Origin of the sequence: Brakhagea slesvicensis, assembly GCF_052161625.1 — a bacterium.
GTDB lineage: Bacteria > Planctomycetota > Planctomycetia > Pirellulales > Pirellulaceae > JBKCUI01.
Genome location: NZ_CP197412.1, coordinates 1420359 through 1441868 on the forward strand (window position 1 = coordinate 1420359; position 21510 = coordinate 1441868).

Annotated in this window: 18 protein-coding genes and 1 tRNA gene; 10 read left to right on the top strand and 9 right to left on the bottom strand. The window is 55.4% G+C overall.

Annotated elements, in window-relative coordinates:
• The first annotated feature begins 90 nt into the window (after positions 1-90).
• The 5 genes from yajC (at position 91) to hemL (ending at position 6381) form a co-directional block, all read left to right on the top strand.
• Entirely contained in the window at positions 91-675 is a 585-nt protein-coding gene (yajC, locus tag SH467x_RS05495; protein WP_482370281.1) for a preprotein translocase subunit YajC, read from the top strand.
• 53 nt (positions 676-728) lie between these two features.
• Positions 729-4034 carry a protein translocase subunit SecD gene (gene secD / locus SH467x_RS05500; RefSeq protein WP_482370282.1) on the top strand — a complete coding sequence of 1102 codons (3306 nt, stop codon included), beginning with the start codon at positions 729-731 and terminating at the stop codon, positions 4032-4034.
• Between the two features lie 347 nt (positions 4035-4381).
• Positions 4382-4654 carry a hemin uptake protein HemP gene (gene hemP, locus SH467x_RS05505; RefSeq protein ID WP_482370283.1) on the top strand — a complete coding sequence of 91 codons (273 nt, stop codon included), beginning with the start codon at positions 4382-4384 and terminating at the stop codon, positions 4652-4654.
• 82 nt (positions 4655-4736) lie between these two features.
• Positions 4737-5063 carry a DUF6793 family protein gene (locus SH467x_RS05510; protein ID WP_146676705.1) on the top strand — a complete coding sequence of 109 codons (327 nt, stop codon included), beginning with the start codon at positions 4737-4739 and terminating at the stop codon, positions 5061-5063.
• A 34-nt stretch (positions 5064-5097) separates the two neighbouring features.
• Complete coding sequence (hemL, locus tag SH467x_RS05515) at positions 5098-6381, top strand: glutamate-1-semialdehyde 2,1-aminomutase (RefSeq protein ID WP_482370284.1); 1284 nt, start codon at positions 5098-5100, stop codon at positions 6379-6381.
• A gap of 1 nt (position 6382) precedes the next feature.
• Here the strand turns inward: hemL and SH467x_RS05520 are convergent, their stop codons facing one another.
• From SH467x_RS05520 to SH467x_RS05535, 4 genes are all read right to left on the bottom strand, one after another.
• The gene (locus SH467x_RS05520) at positions 6383-7534 is read right to left on the bottom strand and encodes a prenyltransferase/squalene oxidase repeat-containing protein (protein ID WP_482370285.1); all 1152 of its coding nucleotides are present in this window, start codon (positions 7532-7534) and stop codon (positions 6383-6385) included.
• Positions 7535-7639: 105 nt separating this feature from the next.
• A complete protein-coding gene (locus SH467x_RS05525) occupies positions 7640-8929 on the bottom strand; it encodes an adenylosuccinate synthase (RefSeq protein ID WP_482370286.1) in 1290 nt (429 codons plus the stop codon).
• 139 nt (positions 8930-9068) lie between these two features.
• Positions 9069-10787, bottom strand: a complete 1719-nt coding sequence (locus tag SH467x_RS05530) for a hypothetical protein (protein WP_482370287.1) — start codon at positions 10785-10787, stop codon at positions 9069-9071.
• 51 nt (positions 10788-10838) lie between these two features.
• The gene (locus tag SH467x_RS05535; protein WP_482370288.1) at positions 10839-12149 is read right to left on the bottom strand and encodes a thioredoxin family protein; all 1311 of its coding nucleotides are present in this window, start codon (positions 12147-12149) and stop codon (positions 10839-10841) included.
• A 289-nt stretch (positions 12150-12438) separates the two neighbouring features.
• Here SH467x_RS05535 and SH467x_RS05540 point away from each other — a divergent pair, with 289 nt between their 5' ends.
• The 3 genes from SH467x_RS05540 (at position 12439) to fabF (ending at position 15091) form a co-directional block, all read left to right on the top strand.
• Entirely contained in the window at positions 12439-13251 is an 813-nt protein-coding gene (locus tag SH467x_RS05540) for a Cif family virulence factor (RefSeq protein ID WP_482370289.1), read from the top strand.
• A gap of 309 nt (positions 13252-13560) precedes the next feature.
• Positions 13561-13797, top strand: coding sequence for an acyl carrier protein (gene acpP / locus SH467x_RS05545; RefSeq protein WP_146676699.1), 237 nt, complete (start codon positions 13561-13563; stop codon positions 13795-13797).
• 58 nt (positions 13798-13855) lie between these two features.
• A complete protein-coding gene (gene fabF / locus SH467x_RS05550; protein ID WP_482370290.1) occupies positions 13856-15091 on the top strand; it encodes a beta-ketoacyl-ACP synthase II in 1236 nt (411 codons plus the stop codon).
• Between the two features lie 98 nt (positions 15092-15189).
• Here fabF and SH467x_RS05555 read toward each other — a convergent pair whose 3' ends face one another.
• The 5 genes from SH467x_RS05555 to SH467x_RS05575 form a co-directional block, all read right to left on the bottom strand.
• Positions 15190-16086, bottom strand: coding sequence for a DUF58 domain-containing protein (locus tag SH467x_RS05555; RefSeq protein ID WP_482370291.1), 897 nt, complete (start codon positions 16084-16086; stop codon positions 15190-15192).
• Positions 16087-16124: 38 nt separating this feature from the next.
• Complete coding sequence (locus tag SH467x_RS05560; RefSeq protein WP_482370292.1) at positions 16125-17501, bottom strand: ABC transporter permease; 1377 nt, start codon at positions 17499-17501, stop codon at positions 16125-16127.
• A 5-nt stretch (positions 17502-17506) separates the two neighbouring features.
• Complete coding sequence (locus tag SH467x_RS05565; protein ID WP_482370293.1) at positions 17507-18199, bottom strand: ABC transporter ATP-binding protein; 693 nt, start codon at positions 18197-18199, stop codon at positions 17507-17509.
• Between the two features lie 65 nt (positions 18200-18264).
• Positions 18265-18807 (bottom strand): SsrA-binding protein SmpB, encoded by a 543-nt coding sequence (gene smpB / locus SH467x_RS05570; RefSeq protein ID WP_482370294.1) that lies wholly within the window; start codon positions 18805-18807, stop codon positions 18265-18267.
• The gene (locus tag SH467x_RS05575; RefSeq protein WP_482370295.1) at positions 18804-20627 is read right to left on the bottom strand and encodes a DUF6798 domain-containing protein; all 1824 of its coding nucleotides are present in this window, start codon (positions 20625-20627) and stop codon (positions 18804-18806) included. Before SH467x_RS05575 ends, smpB begins: the two co-directional genes overlap by 4 nt.
• A 248-nt stretch (positions 20628-20875) precedes the next feature.
• On the opposite strand from SH467x_RS05575, the gene csrA reads away from it, so the two are divergent.
• Together csrA and SH467x_RS05585 are read left to right on the top strand one after the other, a co-directional pair.
• On the top strand, positions 20876-21073 hold the full coding sequence (csrA, locus tag SH467x_RS05580; protein WP_146676693.1) for a carbon storage regulator CsrA: 198 nt from the start codon (positions 20876-20878) through the stop codon (positions 21071-21073).
• 213 nt (positions 21074-21286) lie between these two features.
• A tRNA-Glu gene (locus SH467x_RS05585) sits at positions 21287-21359 on the top strand.
• Positions 21360-21510 lie beyond the last annotated feature (151 nt).

The window sequence follows — 21510 nt, forward strand, 5'->3', positions numbered from 1 at the left end:
TCCAGTCTGGACTTGTGACTATTTTTTTCTCCCCGTAAACTGCGTGGTTTCTATCAAATCTGGACCTTCCTCGAGAGGCAAGCCCCCCAAATGGGTCGTTTCGTACCTTCGATCATCGCAATGAGCTTGGTGCTAGGGGTCGTCCCTGTGGACGAACTCCGGGCCCTTTCGCTTTTGGCGGCGACTCAGGAAGGTAGCAGCCAATCGGCCGAAACTCCTTTGACAACACCGGCTTCTCCGGTATCGCAGGCTCCGACGATCTCCTCCGCTCCCGCTGCGACTGGCGAGAGCAAGGGGGACACGGAAGCAGGCTCGAAGGAAAGCGGTGCGGTTGCGGATCGCGGCCTTGGGTCCTCGGCTACGGGAAATGGGAAACCAACTCCGGGATTCATGGATGGATTTTTCAATAATCCGTTGAATCTTATCCTGTTGATGTTTGTTGCGTTGTATGTCGTTTTGTTGCTGGTTCCCAAACCAGGAAAGAAAGCGCAGAAAGCGTTGCAGGAACGTCTGGCCAATTTGAAGAAAAACGATCGCGTGGTTATGAGCTCAGGCATCCACGGGGTCGTAGCGAATATCAATGCCGAGGCTGGGACGGTTACTGTGAGAGTTGACGAAAGTACCAACACACGACTTACAGTTGACCGTGCATCCATCCGAAGCGTCGAAGCGTAGCGACTGAGACGAGCTTACCCTACAAGTCGATTCCATTTGGCACGGACCCTTCAATGCTTGATCAACTGTTCTATCTAGCTCAATCGTCAGCCCCCACTCTCGGGGACGGGACCGCGAGCGTTTCCGATTGGAAATCGGGCGCGTTCAATTTGGTGCTCTTCGTCCTGGCGCTCGGAATTCCGTTCCTTGTCGGCCGGACGCTTGCCAAAGCCCTTCGGATGCCAACCCATACGGGTGGTTTCACCGCGATCAGCTTCGTAATGTTGCTGACGGCTCTCGTGCTGGTGATGCCAACGTTTGTCAGCAACGCACCGAAACTGCTGTTCGGTCCCGACATCGTCGGTGGTACGAATTTGATCTACGAAGTGGATCGTTCGGCTGAGGACAAGACATCGCCTACGAAGGTGACGGCCCAGGATTTCCGCTTTCCGCTGATGAATCGTCTCAATCCCTCCGGGACGCTCGAAATCAACATTCGTGCCAACGGAGACGATAAGATCGAAATCACGATTCCCGCCGTGGATGACTCGCAAATCGCCGAAATCGAGCGATTGATCACCGAGGCCGGGATTTTGCAGTTCCGAATCGTCGCCAACATGAACGATCACAAGGACGTTATCGATCGAGCGATTGCGCAGGCCGACTCGGACGACCAAAATGTGCGGCTGAGTCGAGAAGTCAAACTGGTGAACAAAACAACCGGTGAAGAAGAGGTCGCCGGGCTATGGCGACGTCTGGGAGCCCAAAAGGATGACGCGGGCGTAAGACAATTCGATGGTTATCAGTATGGCGACATCGTTCGCAATAGCTTGACCGGCCGCGTCGTCAACCCACCACCGAGCCAGCGACCAGGCGACCTTTCTGCATGGCTTGAGTCGCAAAAGATCGACAGCATCGACGTCCTTCTCGCGTTGCAGCGAGCCGGAAAGCCTTATCAAATCGTCGATGGGGTCGATCTCGAACGAGCGACGAAAACATTCGGACAGCGAGGTGGCTACGAAGTCGCCTTTACGATGTCGACCGGTGGAGCGAGCAAGATGCTCAAGTTGACGGGAGCGAATTTACCCGACGCCAGCCGCGACTTCAAACGCCGTATGGCTATTTTGCTCGATGGCAATGTCCTTTCGGCTCCAAACCTGAACGACACGATCAGTGCCAACGGGGTTATCCAAGGGAATTTCTCGGAGACCGACGTGCAGCGATTGGTCGACATCCTCAACGCAGGTGCCTTGCCCGGTGTCCTTTCTCGACAACCGGTCAGCAAGAACGTGATCGGTGCGAGCATGGGGCAAATCGCGATTGCAAAGGGTGGGTACTCGAGTGCCATAGCCCTCGCAACGACGATTCTGCTCGTTGTGGCCTACTACCGATTCAGCGGGTTGATTGCGACTCTCGCCTTGCTCCTGAATTTGGCGATGATCCTGGCGGTGATGATCCTGATCCGACAGCCCCTGACCCTCGCTGGCTTAGCTGGTTTGGTCCTGTCGGTCGGTATGAGCGTGGACGCCAACGTCCTCGTATTCGAGCGGATCCGCGAGGAGCGGGATCGCAAGGCGACCCCGCGATTGGCGATTCGCAATGGTTTCGACCGTGCGTGGACGACCATTTTCGACTCCAACTTAACGACGTTGATCACGGCACTGGTCCTTTATTGGGTCGGTACCGAGCAGATCAAGGGTTTTGCGGTAACGTTGATCATCGGTCTGGTCATCAGTTTGTTCACCGCCGTTTACTTTACTCACAAGCTCTTTGAGATTTGCGAACGAACGGGCTTTTTGTGGCTGGGGATGGCGGACTACGTCAACTCGGCAAAGCGCGCCGTCTTCGGAATTGGCGATGTCGACTTCATGAAGCAGCGTTACGTGGCCTATGCGGTATCGGGCACCTTGATTGTCATCGGATTGGTCGCGACATTCCTGCGGGGCAGTCAGATTTTGGATATTGATTTCAACGGCGGTACCTCGATCGTCTTCTCTCTCGACAAGGGAGTGGATGCAGACGATGTGCGAGCCGTCGTGAATAAGACCTTTGATGCCGATACCGAGGGGCTTCCCATCCAGACCACGTTGATCAATGTCGCGATGGAGGGAGTTCCCAAGGACTCCGTGTACAAGCTGGATGTTTCGCTGAAGGATCAAAAAGAAGTCGCGGATCGATTGCTCAAGGGATTTTCAGAAGGAGGCCCTGCTCGGCTGGTGACCTACGACGTGGATGTCAACGTCGCCAACGCGCAGTCATCGTTAGGGTCGCTCCGAACCGGAAAATTGGTAGCTCTGCAAGAGCCAGCGACAGGAGGAACCACAACTCCGGCCCCAGAAGCATCCAATGCGAACAACGCACCTGCCGACAACAGTGCTCCGAAACAAGACGCTGCACCCGAGTCGGCGATTCCGTCAAGCACCGTGCCCCCAGCAGAGGCAACTCCTGTTGCGCCAGCAGCAAGTGCCGATGTCCCTGCCGATGCACCTGCCGTCCGCAGCAAGCTTTCGTTGCAGTTCCACACGAGTACTTCCGATGGGGAAGCCAAGATCAACGCCAGCCAATTGCGCGAGGCTTTGATTCGGGCTGCTCAAGCGATCAATACCACGCTGGTGGAGCCACAAATTGAACTCTTGGCAAACGGCGTGGAAAACTGGACACCCGAGTCATCGGTTCCGGTCAAGGACTGGACGGTTTACCTCCCCTTTGACGCGAATACCACGCAAGCGATCGGGGATAAGTTGCGAGAGCAAATTCGTTCCCAACCCGTTTGGCAATCGATCAGCAAGATTGAGGGAAGTGTGGCCACCGAGATGCAGCAGCGAGCTTGGGCCGGTTTGTTCCTCAGTTTGGTGTTTATTGCCGCATACATCTGGTTCCGATTCCAAAAGTTGGCGTATGGTATCGCTGCGGTTATCGGTCTGATCCACGACGTGTTGATCACCTTGTGCTTTGTGGCGGTTAGCCATTGGCTCTTCCGTCCGCTCGGCTTCCTGCTGATCGAGGATTTCAAAATCTCCCTCACCATTGTGGCTGCGTTCTTGACGATCATCGGTTACTCCCTCAACGACACGATCGTCGTGTTCGACCGGATTCGAGAAGTGAAGGGTAAGAGCCCGCGTTTGACCAAGGCGATGATCAACCAGAGCGTGACGCAAACGTTGAGTCGAACGTTGTTGACCTCGTCCACCACCATTGTTGCGATCTTGTTGATGTACATTTTTGGCGGTGAAGGAATCCACGGTTTCGCCTACTGCTTGCTCGTCGGCATTATCGTCGGTACCTATAGCTCGATTTTCGTCGCGGCTCCGATCTTGCTGTACTTCGTCGAGCGAGAGCAAAACGCGAAGGCCAAGGGGCCGGGCAAAGCGGCCGCATAGCCCCAAACCCGGACAATCGCTCTCACCGGGCGTACAATTCCACGAAGACCCATCGATGCCACAAGCTCGTTGGGTCTTTTTTTGGGGCATCCAGATGGAAACCCATTCGTTCGGGCTGTACCTCTGCAGAGCCCGAACCAATGCCTGGCGGCGAGTGGCGGGTTGCGAGTGGCGGGTTCATGAAATAGCACGCAATCAAGGCTCTTCAGGGCCTAGTTCCGACTTCTATTGGCGGTTTTACACAGTCTTTGATGCAAAAAATGCCTTGCGCCATGTTGAAACTGAGTCTCAGTTAAGATATCTTTTGGGGGTGACAGCACATTGGTAGCAGCTGGGGGAGCGAACGGATGATGGGAGCAGTGGCTGGTGAAATCATGACAGATCCGATGGAGTCGTTCGTTACCAATGGGGGAGCTTCGGGGGGAGCGAGCCAGCAGTTGGAGGCGGATCGGATGGAAAAAAGTGCCGCTCGATGTCCTCAGCATCGCCCGGGGACCATTTTGAACCCGGTTTCCTTCGATGTCTTGTCCGAAAAGGCGGACGAGCTCTGGATCGAATTGGAGGGTCAGTTGTATCGGCTTCGAAAAACCAAGCAGGGAAAACTAATCCTTACGAAATGAGGTTCGACATTTGAGCTTCGTTGGTTACTATGCGATCTCCTAGGCGGTTTACCCTCGTAACTCCAACATCCAATCCACGACGATGCCGCTGTTTGAAATCGAAACCGATTCTCACATATTCATTACTTGGGCTGACGACGAGGCCGCCGCGCGCGATACCCTTGCGGACGCCTATCCTCACGATCAAGTCGTGAGGATGACGAAACGGCCCCGCAATTCTTGGGTGATCTCCAAATCGGTATTGGGAGTGCCCGGGCGCCGCGTCGACATCTGCTCCATCGCCCGCGATTGCTTGTCGAAATCCTCGGGAGACAAACTGCATGCCATTCGGTTGTATATGGCGGAGACAGGTTCGGATCTGGAAAAAGCGCGGCGGATCATTGAGTCCAACATGGTGATGGGCTGGTAGGGGTTCCACTAGTAGACATGGATTGGAGTAGAACGTGAGTCGCGAGAAAAGTGTTCGAGCGTTTGAACGAGCTCGGCGATTGATCCCTGGTGGTGTGAATTCTCCCGCCCGAGCCTTTGGAGCTGTCGGCGGTGTTCCGCTCTTTATCGATCACGCGTCAGGCCAGCACCTCTACGATGTCGACGGCAATCGCTATCTCGATTACATCGGTTCATGGGGACCGATGATCCTCGGCCACGCCCATCCAGAAGTCCTGGCAGCGATCACCGAGGCAGCGGCCAAAGGTACGTCCTTCGGTGCACCCACCGAACGCGAGTCCCACTTGGCCGAATTGATCCTAGCGGCCGTTCCGAGCATGGAACGCGTCCGATTGGTCAGCAGTGGGACCGAAGCCACCATGAGCGCTATTCGGGTTGCCCGCGGTGCAACAGGTCGCTCCAAAATCATCAAGTTCGCGGGTTGCTACCATGGTCACGTCGATTCGTTACTCGTCTCGGCGGGATCTGCGGCTGCGACTCTCGGCGTACCGGATTCACCAGGTGTTACCACGGGGACTTCGCAGGACACGATTGTCTTAAACTACAACGATGTCCCGGCTCTTGAAAATGTTTTTGCGCAGCATCCACATACCATCGCTGCAGTGATTCTGGAGCCTGTGGTTGGGAACATGGGAACGGTCATTCCTACCCCTGCATTTTTGAAGGCCCTGCGGGAGCTGACGAAAGCAGATGGTGCCGTTTTGATCTTCGACGAAGTGATGACCGGTTTTCGGGTTGCGTACGGCGGGGCGCAGTCCCTCTTTGGTATCGACCCGGATATGACGACGTTAGGCAAGATTGTCGGGGGGGGCATGCCTCTCGCTGCTTACGGCGGCAAAGCATCGATTATGGATAACGTAATGCCGGCGGGGAAAGTCTACCAAGCCGGTACATTGGCGGGCAATCCGCTCGCCACCGCAGCCGGTGCCAAGACACTGGAGTTGCTTCGCGACAATCCCCCCTATGAGCATTTAGAAAAGATCTGTTCGACGCTCGGAGAAGGGCTTCAATCGGCCGCCAAGGCGCACGGGATCCCCACGCAATTGCAGCGTGTTGGAAGCATGATGACCCTTTTCTTCAACGAGTCTCCCGTGATCGATTGGCCCAGCGCGGACCGATCCGATCGCAAACGCTTCGCCCGATACTTTTGGAGTTTGATTGACCAAGGAATCTATATGCCTTGCAGTCAATTCGAAGCGCTCTTTGTTAGCGCCACCCACACCATGAGCGACATCGAACAAACCATCGATGCCGCGTCGCGATTCTTTCGTACTGAATAGACTACTTCAGATGGGAAAGGGTCAGGAGGGAGTAACCGGTGACCAAGTTAGGATCCCCTTCCATCCAACGGACGGATTCGTTCACCCAGGAACCGTCTGGTCGCTGGGTCTTCTCCAACTGCTTTACTAAATCGGTCTTCCAGTCTTTGGGGCCATCGGCCGCTTCGAAGGTGTCATCTCCCACGGCGTTCAGCGCTTTGGCCATCGTTTGCAGATAGTAATAAAGCCCCGTCTCTCCCATTCCTGGGTTGCTGGAGACTGTGTAGTTCTTTGTCAAGAAACTTTTGACCGCCTTCACGCGAACATCCTCTTTGTTCACGCCAGCGAAGATCATGCTCTTTAATCCAGCGTACGACATCGATCCATACGATCGGAGAGCTCCGGTTCCATCTTCGACGCCCGCCATCGACTCGCCGCCATTCGCGGGGGTGTAATAGAACCCTCCATCGTTGGACTTGGATGCGAACGGTGTGTTGTTATTGGGGGATTCCAGATTCTGGCATCGGGACACAAAAGCGAGCGCTCGTTGGATCGCTGGATCGTCTTCCGCAACGCCTGATTCGCGAAGCGCTTCGATCAAAAATGCAGTGTTGGAGAGGTCAGGCCGCGACTTGCTTCCATAGCCAGCGCCTCCGAATCGGACATCGCTCGATTCGAGACCTTCTGTTTCGTCCCATTGCTCCTTTTTCAAGAAGGCTTGAGCATCCGCAATCAATTTTTCGTACTTGCCATCGACATTGAGCCGGCTGAAGGCAGAGAGTGCCAAGCACGTTTCGTAGTTCGCGTGCTTGGATCCCTCGGCAAAGAGACCGCCGTTATCGCGCCGTGTGCTGAGAAGATACTTCACGCACTTGTCGACCGTCTCGTCCCCCTCCTTGAGGCCCGAGGCTGCAAGACTGCTGAGAACCAACCCCGTGATACCCGGTCCCGACTTGGAACTATAGGATCCGTCCTCCGATTGAGCCTTTCTCAGGTACTCGATCCCCTGGGTCACCATCTTGGCTCGCACTGCTTCGCGATCTGCAACGACAGCGATGGATTCGGCGATGGATTCGGCCGCAACGACACCACAAGGGTTCGCAAATGGCAGCGCGAAACCCGATACAAGAGCTGCCGAACCGAACAAGAAAGGAAGTGCAAATCGCTTGCGCATGGTTGCCTCAAATCGCGAACGAGGGAAGGGATTTCGAGGAAGAAAACTCCACCCCATGATCCCCCGTTGCCATGGGAAAACAAGCGATGCGCGAAATTTGTCCAGTTAGATCAGGAAAATCGTTTGCTCGCGATCCGGTCCCACCGATAGGACGCCAACCGGCACGGAAATCAATTCCGAAATGCGATCGATGTACTTTCGCGCGTTGGCAGGAAATTCCTCCAGCTTGCGAACGCCCGATACATCCGTATTCCACCCCGGCAGGGTCTCGTAAATCGGCTTGCAACGGCGAAGTACTTCGGCCGAGCAAGGGAATTTGGTCACTCGTTCGCCGTCGATGTCGTACGCCACACAGACTTGGATTTCGTCGAAGTGGCTGAGGACATCCATCATCATCAGCGACAGGTAGTGCACGCCGCTCAATCGGGCGGTGTAGCGAACCGCGACAGCATCGAACCAACCACATCGGCGCGGTCTGCCGGTGGTCGTCCCGTATTCGCGTCCCAAGTCCCGAATCTTCTGTCCAGTCGCATCGAGCAGCTCAGTCGGGAAAGGTCCCCCACCCACGCGGGTCGAGTAGGCTTTCGCCACCCCGATCACGTTGGTGATCCAGCGAGCCGGGACACCCGAACCAGAGGAAACACCGACACCCGATGCGTTGCTGCTTGTCACAAACGGATAGGTGCCGTGGTCGATGTCAAGCAACGAGCCTTGCGCACCCTCCATGAGCAACTTCTTGCCATCATCCACGGCATCGAGCAAGTAATTCGTGGTGTCGGCGGAAAGAGGGCCGAGAATCGCATTCCAAGCCTTGCACTGCTCGATGATCTTCTCGGCTACCAGTGTTTCCAAATCCGCAGGATCGGCGATCGGTTCGAGCATCGCTCGCTTCGCAGCGACGGTTTCGCGGACTTTCGTCTCCATTTGATCGCTGAGCAGATCGGCTAACCGGAATGCATGGGTACGACCCACCTTGTCGCGGTAGCAGGGGCCGATGCCTCGATTGGTCGTGCCGATGCTCTCGCCGGAAACCATCGCCTTGTTCGTTGCCTTGTCCTCGACGAAGTGCCAAGGCATAACGACGTGCGCCCGTTCGCTGATCATCAGGTTCTTGCGAGGGTTTACGCCGCGCGACTCGAGCCCTTCGATTTCGCGGATTAACATATTTGGCTCGATCACCACCCCGGGGGCGATCACATTCATGATCCCTTCGGAGAGGATCCCAGACGGGACGTGGTGCAGCTTGTAGACCTCTTTCCCGCAAACGACGGTGTGTCCTGCGTTCGCTCCCCCTTGGTAGCGCACGACGATATCGTTGCGAGGTGCCAAAAGGTCAACCAATTTCCCTTTAGCTTCATCCCCCCACTGGAGTCCGATCACGCAGGTTGCAGGCACTAGAAACTTCCTTTGGTCAAATAGGCGATTGCAAAGGGGTAGAGTCTCGACGGAAAGACTGATTTGGTCAAGATGCAGGGAAGGCCTGGAGAGGTGCGAGTCATCGCTCCCCAGCCGCACGAAAGCTAAGCGGCTAGGCTTAATTCCCGGGTCGCGCGAGGGGACGGAATCCTTGGATTCGGCCACGCGGTGCGATCCCCTCCACTTGGATGGGTATATCCAAGGTCGAGGAGGTGATGTTTCCCGCAAGATCGACGGTTTCCATTTTCAAGTAGATCGTCGGGGGGAGGTTGGGATTGGAGGGCCAAACAAATCGACCTTGATTGCGAATCCCTCTCGAAATGACTTGCCATGGCCCTGTTGGGGACTCGGCATAGAACAAGGAGATGGGTCGTTCGCCAAGATACTCGTCTTGGGCTCGGTACTCAATGACGAGCGAGCCTACTTCTTTCCCGGTGCCGTATAACGCGCTGGCCAATCGCGATTGCGGGGGAACCGTATCGACCAGAATCCAAGTGTCGGCTTTATCCCCAGGCCGGGGTCGATTGGAAGCCAGACCATTTGCTCCGACGATCACCATGCGGAATCCGAAGAGACCGTCGTTCTCGACTTCAATATCGAACGGGCTGGTTCGATCGGGATCGAGCCCCCAAACTTCCCAAGTCCGCCCTTCGTCGATCGTCCCCCACAATTCAACTTCCGTGATCGGTGCTCCAGGATCATTCTCGATCCGATAGTCCAAACTGAAGGCACGAGTGTTCGCATACAACGGTTCTTGCTCCAGCGGCTTGCGAGCGGGCGATTGCGGTGCCCCAAGCGTCGGCAAGGAAGGAACCGAGGCTGGGTTCGCATTCGGCGTTGTAGCTCCGGGGGAACGGCTGTTGGCCTCGTGACCAATCGATTCACCGGGGAAGGGGCTTGGCTCTCTCGCCAACAGTGACTGCGAGTTTTTGGTGTTGGCGAGCATGGTCGCGTCACCGCCGCGTATCGACTCGAGTTCCGAATCGGTGAGCTCTCGAACGGGCAGTCCGGTCGATGGAACCCGGCGAGGTACGGGATTCAATACAATATCGGTGCTCGGTTGCGGAGCAAGTCCCTTGGGCTGGCTGGCCAATTGCATTCCCAGACCGTGGACAGCGGTCTTTGGCAACTGAGGCAGCCGAGTCACTTCGGTCGCGTTCCCAGCCAAGTCCTTTGCAATCAATCGAACGACCAGTTGTTTGGCGTTATCGGGTAGTGACCAAGTTCCATAACCAGAGACTTCACCTGGGGTCGTGCTTTGGTTCAATTGGAATGATATGGGCACCCAGCGCCCTGTCGATTCGGTTTGGTACTCAAGTGAAATATTCGCCGCGTCCAAGGCGCTGTCACTGGCCAAAAACTCCGCCAACATTTCTCCACGTGGGTCGATGTCGATGATCAGGCTTGCATTCGGTTTGCTCGTGTCGACCGCGATCCGAAGAGGCTCCCCTGGATTGATAAACCTTCTCCCTGCAGAGTCGATGGACTTCAAGCGAAAAATATAGGTGCCGTCTCGAGCGGCCCGATATTGAAATTGCCTTGTACGAGTATCGCCTCGCGAGCACATACTCCAGTTCTGCCCGCCATCCTCGGAGACTTCGAGCAAAACTTCTTGAGGCGATTGTCCATTGCTATCGATCTGGAATGGTATCACGAAGTCCAGGCGTGGCCAGTGGATTACGTTCTGCTGCGCCCAAGCCGGTGAACCGATCCCAATTCCTACCGCAGCGAACAAATAGTTGCACCAAAGCTTGGCGAGGCGGATACGCCGCCGATTGCGATAGGAACGCTCGACAGGGGCGGAGTCGAAAGGTCGGCGAGATCGATGGCTTTTCATGTTTGACGTGATCGCAGTAAATCGTTGCGGAAGGCCTTCAGAGCGGCGTGACTATCGCACGGGCGAACCATCTGGCTGCGAGGCGACGCGTTCCGGCTCCGAACTGTGTTGGATCAACTGGCTGTAGTAGGATTCGTTACGACGAAACTCATCGCAGTGTTCTTGCGTCGCGAAGAGGAAGACCCTTCCCGTGTCGGCTTGGAAGCATCCGAATTCGCATTTGCCGTCGACCAACTGTTGCGTTTTGATGTAGTGAATCAGGTCGAAGCAACTGAGGCACGGAGCGTAGAGGTCGGGAGCTCGCAAGAACTCTTGGCGATACGCATCTGACGCGCAGAGGTAGATGCGGCCTCGGTGCTTGACGGCAAATTTCGGTGAGCCTTCGGTCCACACCGTTCGGTTCGGATCGGTCGATTTCGCGCCGAGGTAAAGGGAGACAGGGCAGAAGCCATCGAGGCCGACGGAAGGCTCGGGCTGGGAGGCGGTTCGCGTTGCGATGGTTGTCGCAGGCAGGCCAGCGACCTTGGCATCGGGAGCTGTCGGCGCAGCGAGTGTGGGTTGAGCGATCGCGGCCGGCGCTGCAGCGGGTGGAACGACGAGAGGACCTGCAGCCAAATGCGGATTGGAGATAACGCGCTGGCTGGCGATCGATGGCGGATCCTGGGATGGTGGGAGTGCTGACTGAGCGGCGAGCATCGGCTGGATTGCAGAGGGTGTCGGGTTGGCCGATGGGGCGGGGGCCTGGTTGGCCGATGGGGACCGTGCGGCAGTCTGTGCCGAGCTCATCACGGGGTGGCTTCCCGTGGATGCGATCGAAGTGGAGGGAGTGGGGCGGCGGTCCATCGCGATCTGCGTCGATGTTCGATTGGCGAGACGATGTTCGTTCGCCTGCGCGGCTGCGATCTCACCCGCCTTCCAGTCTCGGTGCCGCAGTGCGACTCGGTCGATCATTTGACCATAAACCGATGGGTCTTGCGGACTCACGGTCCGGTAGACTTCTTCGCCATTGGGTAGCAAGTACACATCGGTGGGCCACCGGGTGACCTGGTAGCGATCCCGAAGTTCCTTCTGTTTTTCGCCGTTGATACGAACCGCGACGACTTGTCCGTTGATCTTGCCGATCAATTCGGGATCGCGAAATGCCTTTTTCTCGAGGAGCCGACAGGGAGGGCAATTGTCCCCATAGAAGTGAAGCAGCAAGGGAAGGTTGTTGCTCGTCGCGTATCGGATCGCAGTTTGGAAGTCATCGATCCACTGGATCTGTTGCGAGTTAGGCTGGGCTAGGGACGGAGCTAGGGTGGTGAACGCCACCGACAAGCTCGCCAAGCAGGCCACGGAGCGAATGACAAAGGATGAAAACATGCTCGGACCTCGCGATAGGGTCGTGACGGAGTCGCTTCACCGAAAAGCGGCGAAGGCGCACTTCGGAAGGCATCGGAGGTTCGGCCATGAGGAGTTGAATCGATTTGTCGGATTGGGATGATTTTTCTGTCTGGTGTCGATTTTCATTAACCGGCTCCGACACGTCGAGAAATCCACCGAAGATAGCTGGCAAAAGAAACAGCCTTGACGCAAGTCTCGCCTCCCGGCTATTTCTTCCGACTCTCGAGGCTTATCGACCCAAAAAACTTTAGGAATGGAACTCCGAACTATGAAACGAATTCTCTGGGCTCCAGTTGCTCTTTCGTTGGCATTCACCGTTGGATGCGGTGGGGGTGACAACAAAACTGCCGACGCACCTGTCGCCGCCAATACACCAGTCGCCCAAGGGGGAGTCGCAGGTCTACCTGCGGCGGGAACGAACATCGTTACCCCGACCGACCCGAAAGACATCGTCCGCGTTTTCTTGGACGCCATGCGAGCCGGAAATGCAGAACAGCTCTCCGCACTTTTCTCCAGTGCTGCTCGGGAAGAGATTGCGCGACAAGGAATCCAAATCGCTCCGCCAGGATCGGCCCAAGCCACTTTTCAAATCCAAGACGCCGTTCCACAAGGAGAAGCGATTCTGGTGACTTCGAAGTGGATTGAACCACCGGTTTCCGCTGGGGAGCAACCGCAAGAGATGGAAGTTCTTTGGGTTCTTCGCAAAGAAGCTGCTGGATGGCGAGTCTGTGAGATGGCCGTCGATCCCGGGACCGGAGAAGAGTATGAAGTCGTGAACTTCGAAAAATTGGATGAGCCTGGCGTAGCTCCGGCGGCACAAACTCCCGAAGCCCCCGCGACCCGAGTCGCGGCATTGCCTGGCGCTCCTGGCAGCCTTCCACCCTCAAGCCCAACCGGCGGGCTTCCAGCTGGCGGACTTCCAGCTGGTCAGCCTTTGCCAACTGGTAATGCAAGTGGAGCCGGATTCCCAGGATCGGGGTTGCCCAGTGGTTTGCCGCAATCCGCACCTTCCGGAAACGGAGCCGGCGGTGTTCTGCCCGGAGCCTTGCCTGGTTTGCCACCTGCTTCGCTGCCGCAATAACAACGGAAGACGGCGGCAGGACCCGTTGCAAACGACGGACGGAAAGGGCTTGAAATCACCCATCCGGTCCCAAAATAAAACGCTACCAAGCCATCTCACTCGGATGGCTTGGTTTTTTGTTGGTGCAAAAGTTCTGGTTTCGCCACGGTTCTAGGCCCTTCATGGCTTGACCTATTTTGCTAGAATCCGTTACTTTCTGCCTCGCCACAATTGCTGGCTCTGCGAGGGACCGCTCATCAGGCGGGTTCGAGCAGGTTAACTATTCGTCAACTTCTGATTACAAAAAACTGCTGAGGGGAGCACCCTGTTATGGCATCGATTGAGGAACGAGTCATCGATATTGTCGCGGAGCAATTGGGCGTCGAGAAGGACAAGATTGGTCGCGATACGCACTTTGTGAATGACCTCGGCGCCGACTCGTTGGACACCGTCGAATTGGTGATGGAGCTCGAAGAAGAGTTCGACATCAGCATTCCCGAGGATGCCGCCGAGAAGATTCAGCGCGTTGGCGAAGCTGTCGACTACATCGAAAAGCAGCAAGCCTAATTTTTTCGAGCAAGCCACTCACGTTCTGGAGCGAGTCACTCGCGTTCTTGGGATCTGAATGAAACGTCGTGTCGTTGTAACCGGGCTTGGATGCGTCACCCCCTTAGCCTGCGATATTGCCAACCTTTGGCGATCGATTTTGGATGGAAAGAGCGGTATCCACCCTCTTTCTGTCATCGACACGTCGCATCACAAGGTGAAGTTTGGTGGAGATGTCCAGAACTTCGATCCCGGTGCATCGGTGGACGCGAAGGAGGTGAAACGACTGGATCGTTTTACCTTGTTTGCGATGGCAGCTGCCTATCAAGCAGTGGGGGATTCCGGATTGGATTTTTCGAAAGAAGATCCATACCGCTGCGGCGCTATCCTCGGGTCTGGAATCGGCGGGCTCAACGAGATCGAAGAGCAGATGTTTCGGCTCTTTAGCAAAGGGCCTGATCGAGTCAGTCCGTTCACCATCCCGAAAATGATGCTGAACGCGGCGGGTGGCAATATCGCGATCCAATATGGGTTGCGAGGTCCCAACTTCGCCGTCGCGACGGCCTGCGCGAGCAGCAACAACGCGATGGGTGATGCTTTAAAAGCAATCCAATACGACGAAGCCGACGTGATGGTGACCGGTGGAACCGAAGCGGCGATCACGTCGATGGGTGTCGCTGGCTTTGCGAACATGAAAGCACTGTCGACGCGAAATGATGCTCCTGAAAAAGCGAGCCGACCTTTCGACGCCGATCGCGATGGATTCGTGTTGAGCGAAGGTTGCGGTGTTCTTATTTTTGAAGAAATCGAGCACGCTAAACGACGCGGCGCTACGATCTATGGTGAGATTCTCGGATACGGGGGATCTTGCGATGCAGGGCACATCACGGCCCCGGATGAGCAAGGCCGCGGTGCAGGTCGCGCTATGTTCAATGCGCTCCGCGATGCAAAGATCAAACCCGAAGACGTCGATTACATCAACGCGCACGGAACCAGTACTCCCCTCGGGGACAAGGCGGAGACGGTCGCGGTGAAAAGTGTTTTCGGAGATGCTGCCTACAAAGTCGCCATCTCGAGCACCAAAGGGCACCTGGGGCACGCATTGGGGGCCAGTGGAAGCATCGAGATGATTCTTTCGATCCTCGCATGCTATCACGGAGTGATTCCTCCAACGATCAATCTGGATACACCGGATCCGAACTGCGACCTCGACTACACACCGAACCAAGCGAGAGAGACACAGGTCCGCATCGCCATGAATAACAGTTTCGGCTTCGGTGGCCATAACGCGACTCTCATCTGCGGCAGAGTGTAGTCGGTTGGCGGATTCTTAACGGCAGTTCCTTAAATGGACTTGTTCGTTGCGATTGGTCCTCGGTCTGGTTCCGCACACGCGGGCACCTAAGGACGTTCCTAAAACCGATTGCGACGGCTCAAGAGATACTCCGTGATGGCCTTGTCGTAAGGCATGCTGGTATCGAGTGGCACATAGTCGATCTTGGACTCATTGCAGCCCTTTTTTAATTGATCGCGAAAACGCTGAATGTTCTCGCGGTACTCGTTTCCGATGTCATCGGCATTGACGCTCATCGAGTCTCCCGTCTCGGGATCCTCCAATTGCACAAGGCCTTGAAAGGGAAAGGCAACTTCGGCTTCATCGAGGACGTGAAACACGATCACGTCATGCCCTGCATGTTTCAGCACACGAATGGCATCGAGCGTCGGATCGACATCGGCTAGGAGATCGCTCATCAACATGATCAACGACCGGTGTCGGAGCATCGAAGCCAATTGCAACAACGGAGCCTTTAACTCTGTTTCACCTGCCACTTTCAGTTTGGTGAGTTGACTTAAGATGGCAGCGAATTGGCTTCGCCTCGATTTGGGCTGAAGGTTCGCTCGAATCTTCTTGTCAAAGGTCACCAACCCAACCGGGTCCTGCTGCATCAGCATGAGATAGCTCAAGGCCGCGGCTAAGCAGACGCAATAATCGAACTTGGTGAGCTTCTGTCGGTACGTGTAGTCCATCGACTGACTCAGATCCATCACGATATAGCCCGTGATGTTGGTCTCGGCTTCAAACTTCTTGACGTAATAGCGTTCCGTCTTTGCGTAGGCCTGCCAATCAATATCCTTGGGATCATCCCCGGGGGTGTAGAGGCGGTGCTCGCTAAACTCGACCGAGAACCCGTGGAAGGGACTAGAGTGCATCCCTTGCAAAAAGCCTTTGACGACCATTTGCGCGCGGAGATCCAGTCGTTTGATTTGAGCTGCAAGCTCGGGTTTGAGATATTGTTCGACTGCGACCACGGTCCCACGGGGCTCTCTGAAGGGGGGAATCGATGCATTTACAACGATTCTACGACGCTCGTTCGGTACGCGGATACCGCAGGGATCAAACCCGCGAGAATTCCAATGAAAATCATTCCCGGGACCAGCCAAAGCTCCTGCGAGGAAACCGTGCTCCAGATGTCGATGGTGGCCCCAGTGGTGTTTTTGGTCCAAGCGTTGCTAATAGGCCCGACCAAATGCCCGATCAACCAACCAGCCACCCCTCCGATCACTGCAATCATCGTCGATTCGAGCAGGATGATGGCAGTAACGTGGTCTCGCGATGCGCCGAGAGCGCGCATCACAGCAATGTCTCGCTTCCGTTCGCTCATGCTGTTGTAGATGCTGACGAGAATGCCGATAGCGCTGACGATGCATACCAAACTCGTCAAGATAAACAGCCCGAACTTCACCGGCTTGACAAAGAATTCTAATAGTTGATTCAAAACGCTGATCGGTGAGACAGCGATAGCAAACGCCGACTTATTCACTTGCTTTTGCATTCCAATCCCGGCGGGCCCTCCCAGCCGTACCAAGATCGCGGTCACTTCTCGTTTGTTGATAGGCAATCGCACCTTGGACAATCGCCCTTCTCGTTCCGGTGCGACCGCGGTACCTCGCTTTTCGATTCCGCTGATCAAATCTCGATCGGGGGCGACGTGCCCTTCCAGCAAATAGAAGCCCTCGATGTTGACAAACGCGCCTCGGTCGTTTGGGGTGCCAGTCGGTTTGAGGATGCCAACAATCTTGAAACCATCGTCGTGTGTTTCGCCACCTTCGACGCCATGCGAGGCGAAGATCTCATCCCCGAGCTTCAATTTCATATCCGCGGCAACTTGACTGCCGATGACCGCTTCAAAGTACCCATTCTCGTCCGAGTAATCGACAAAATTGCGACCGTGTGCGAAGTCGTAGGGCAAGTTCCCTTCAGCGCCATGTTTCAGGGTATTGAAATAGTCGGGGGTTGTGCCAATGCAACGAAAAGGGCCTACGTAGTCCCCCATACAAACGGGGATCGCGAACCCTCCCTTGGTGAACGAAGAGTAATACCCCTTGCGGTCCGGTTCCGGGAGGTCGCCCCCAATTCTTTCGTACTCCTTTCGGCGAGCGTCATCGCCGGGGAGATATTCCATGTAATAAGAATAAGGCACATTCTCCACGGGCTCGCTCAGGAAGAGTACCGTGTTGAAAACCAACTGAACGGAACTCCCTTTGGCTCCAACGATCAAGTTGTAGCCGACATTGCCGGTTTGCTCGAAAGTCCGTTCAATCTGCCCGGAGATTGTTAAGACCAAGACGACCAATGCAACACCTAGCGACATCGAGAACATTGTCAAGAACGTTGGGAATTTGCGATACCACAAGTTCCTGATTGCAATGCGCAATAGACTCATGTTCTTTACAGCTCGCTTTCCGGTGCAGTCGTTTGTTTGGTAACCAAATTCAATGCTTCGAATCGTTCGACGCGTGAGAACTGCTTTGCCACATCGTCGCTGTGAGTCACCAAGAGAATGGCGACCGCTTCATCTGTGCAGACATCGCGGATGAGTTGGATGATTCGAGATTGATTTGCGGGATCGACGTTGGCGGTTGGCTCGTCGGCGAGGAGTAACCTGGGCTTGTTGGCCAGTGCCCGTGCGACGGCGACTCGTTGTTGTTGGCCAACGGAAAGTTGTTTGGGAAGGTAGTGAAGCCGGTCTTTGAGTCCCACCTTCTCCAAAAGCTCGATAGCGCGGGCGTTATCGACCGATTTGCGAGAGAAGGTCATCCCCAGCTTGACGTTCTCGAGCGCTGTGAAGGCTGGGAGTAGATTGAACGTTTGGAAAACGTAGCCTAATTTCGCAGCTCGAATCCGATCGCGTGCCGATTCCGAAAAGCGTGTCAGTTCCACACCATCGAGTTGGATGGATCCCGAATCAACCCGTACCAACCCCGAAATGGTGTGCAACAACGTCGTTTTACCGCAGCCGCTCTCCCCTCGCAAAACGACTTGTTCCCCCGCCGCCATCCGAAAGCTGGGAATATGAAGAATATCGACACGGGCGCCGGAGGGTTCCGCGAAGGACTTTTTAAGATCGGTGATTTCTAGCATGGTTTCTTGTACGCATCGTTGCAGTGCGGGTTCGACCTTGGAATATGGCGGTCATTGGCCCGCGATCACCCCATGCGTTTACCCCGCATGGCTCGTTCGATATCTCGTTGGGAGTCTTTCTTTTTGAGGGTCTCCCGTTTGTCGTGCAGCTTCTTTCCTTTGCAAAGCCCCATAACGCACTTGGCTATACCGCGTTCCGTGAAATAGACACGCAACGGGACCAGGGTTAGGCCTTTCTCTTTGGATCGCGCCGCAAACTTCAAAAGCTCTTGCTTGCGGAGAAGCAGCTTACGGGTCCTCTTGGTCGGGTGGTTCCAAAACGTGGCTTGCCGATATTCATCGATTTCGCAATTCACGAGCCAGAGCTCTCCGTTTTGGAGTCGTCCGTACGCTTCTTCGATCGAGCATTTGCCATTTCGAAGACTCTTCACCTCGCTGCCATGCAGCATGATCCCGCATTCCATGGAGTCTAGAATTTCATACTGAAACTTCGCTTTGCGATTCTCCGTGACCGTTTTGAAGACAGGTGCCTTCTCCTTTTCTTTCGGTTTGGGGGCCGAAGGTTTGCTGCTGGTCGGCTGTGCAGGTTTGCTGTTCTTCTTGCTCATAATGAAGGAGTCGATGCAGAGGTCTCTGCGGGCGCTGGATCCGTGGGGGCCTCGAGGACGACAAAATATGGATTCTGGTTCGGTGCTATGGGATAAAGTTGCTTCCAAGCAGGTATTGTCTGGCCCTCGACCCGCAAATCGAGCAGAACGTAGCGAATGCCATAACGGGCAATCAGTTCTTTCAATTTGGTTTCGTCGTTCGGCAAAAGACGTTTCAAGTCATCATACCGATAGGCGGCTTGGAGTCGTTCATTCCATAGTACGACGGCGCTGGCATTTTGAGGCATGTCTTTCCAGGACGCCAACTCGGGCCGCTGCGCACGCCATTTGAAAGTTTGCTGGCGCCGCGGTGTAAGCCAAAGACCTTCCCGGGGCGTTTCGGTTCGGATCCATTCGCAAACTGCCAGCCAGTGGGCGAACTGCTCTCGCTGGATTTCTTGCGTGTCCTCCTTCAGGCTGAAGCTCTGTTTGTCTCCTGCCGGGATGACCTCCGCCGCATGCGACTGCACCCGCTCGTTGATTAGACCGATGGAGAAGCCAAATGCGGAGAGCGAAACGATCCGGACCCAAGATTCCCCGGATAGCCCTAAGAGCCTCTCTCCTGGCGGCATTCCCAATCGCCGGGTTGCAATCGCCAGAACCACGATTGCGAGCGCGAGTGGCCAAGTCACCTCGTTCCATCGGAACCAGTAGTAGCGAAGGATGGAAGCGGCGAACTTTGGAGCCCATGGACTCAGGAGCAAATCGATCGCGAGCCCCGTCATTGCGACCAGGAAGGAGATCGATGCAATGGCCAGTAACCATCGAACTCGCTCCGGAGCAGCGTGAATCAAGTGCCCGAGGGATACACCTTTTATCGGCGCATCGGGTTGTTTATGAGAAGCCCAACGCGATCGATGGGCCAAGAGCAAGACGGCCGAGGAGATCGCGAGCAGGGCGGAAAAACCTCGCCATCGCGTTTCGCTGAAGCGAGTAGGCGAGAGGTGGTGGCCAAGCCGCGTGTAGACCTGCGCCACTGCCGCTTGCGATTTTGCATCCGATCCTGTCTGGAAATCCATCTGGATGGCGGGGACTGCACCCGCGACGAAACCAGATGCTCCGAGGATCCAACCGACAAGATGGGCGCGAAGCCATTTCTGAATTGGGAGCCGGTCCGAGAGAAGCTGCAGCCAGATAGAAGCGAGCCCAACAGTAGCGATTACCCAAAGACCGGTGACAACATGAAAGAGGCTTCCAAGCCCGATCATTCCCCAACCAAGCGTCCATCGAGAACGACAAATCGAGCCGAGACCGAAGAAAAAGAAGGCATATGCGACTCCTTTGGATTCGCAGCCACCCACAACCCATTCCCCAGCCCAGTTTCCCCAGTGCATCCCGGCAAGCCAAACCGGTGCTGCGAGCACAGCAAAGATCTTTGGGGCGGGAGAGATTGCGCTGCCGTGAGAGTCAGGCGAGACCGATCGGCGAAGGACCCCGTGAAGCAGATAAGTCCACGACCCAGCTAAACTCAGCCAGGTAAGAAACCTTCCTGCTCCGATCGCATTTTGGATGGGCAAAACGGTCGTAAGCCAACCGAAGGTGGCGAAGAAGGCCCAGTGAGCGTCCCCTGATTCGAGAAAGAGATCGCCCTTTCCGAGTGAAGAATTCCAAAAATGGGCTGCTTTGCTCCAGTAATGCGGCTCGTTGACGTCCGGGATTTGATTCCCCGCGTAGAGCCAGAAAACAACAAAAGTGGCAAGGAAGTCGATCCAAAACCACCCGTTGCTCCGAACCCGCACGTCCTTCCCGGATTCCTTTGGATGTTCGGGTTGCATCGTCATAGCGGTAGGGGTTGTGAGGGTGCGGGAGGGTTGAGATGGGCCGCAGATTGGTACAAGCGACAATTTTTTAATAAAAATCCGCTTGACATTCCTCCCTTTTTCTTGACTAGCGCAACGTTGCACCTAGAGTTGAGGGATATTGGAGCGTAGGTGGACCGCCCGAAGGAGGGAGGCACGGTTCCGCCTTCTAAAGATTCACAGGATACAGGAGATGGGTATTTTGCCCAAGGATTCGAGGAAGGGAAGTCATGTTAGTATTATCTCGCAAAAAGAACGAGAGCATCGTCATCAATAACGAGATTACGATTGTCGTAGTCGAGATTCGCGGTGACAAGGTTCGATTGGGCGTAGAAGCCCCTCGCGAAGTGCCTGTGCACCGCCGTGAAGTGTACGATGCTATCCAAAGAAACCACGAAGGCAAAGAGACGGAAGCTGCCGACGAGTAGTGGTAGGGTTCAGAGATTGGTTGGGTTTGAAGTTGGACGATTGCTCTGAGGTTTCAGTCCGATCGCTCGCATCTCCTTTCCCACGCGTGCAAATACGGAGAATTCCGCTCGCGAAACTTTCTTGCAACGCCCATCTCCGATTTGATCTTTCGTATTGACAGTTGGAGCAGTGTTCGTAAACTTCTCCGCACCTCAGCGATTCGTCGCTTCGACGGCCCCGTCGTCTAGAGGCCTAGGACATCGCCCTTTCACGGCGGTAACACGGGTTCGACTCCCGTCGGGGTCATTGGGTAGGCTATCACGCCCTCCCAAACCATCTAAACCCAGCAACTCGCTGGGTTTTTTTACGCCCCGACCTTTCTTGATGGGCTCGGGATGTCAGTCGGTGCGCGTCGTTCCAAAACCAAGCCTAATTGGTATTCGTTGCATTGATGTTG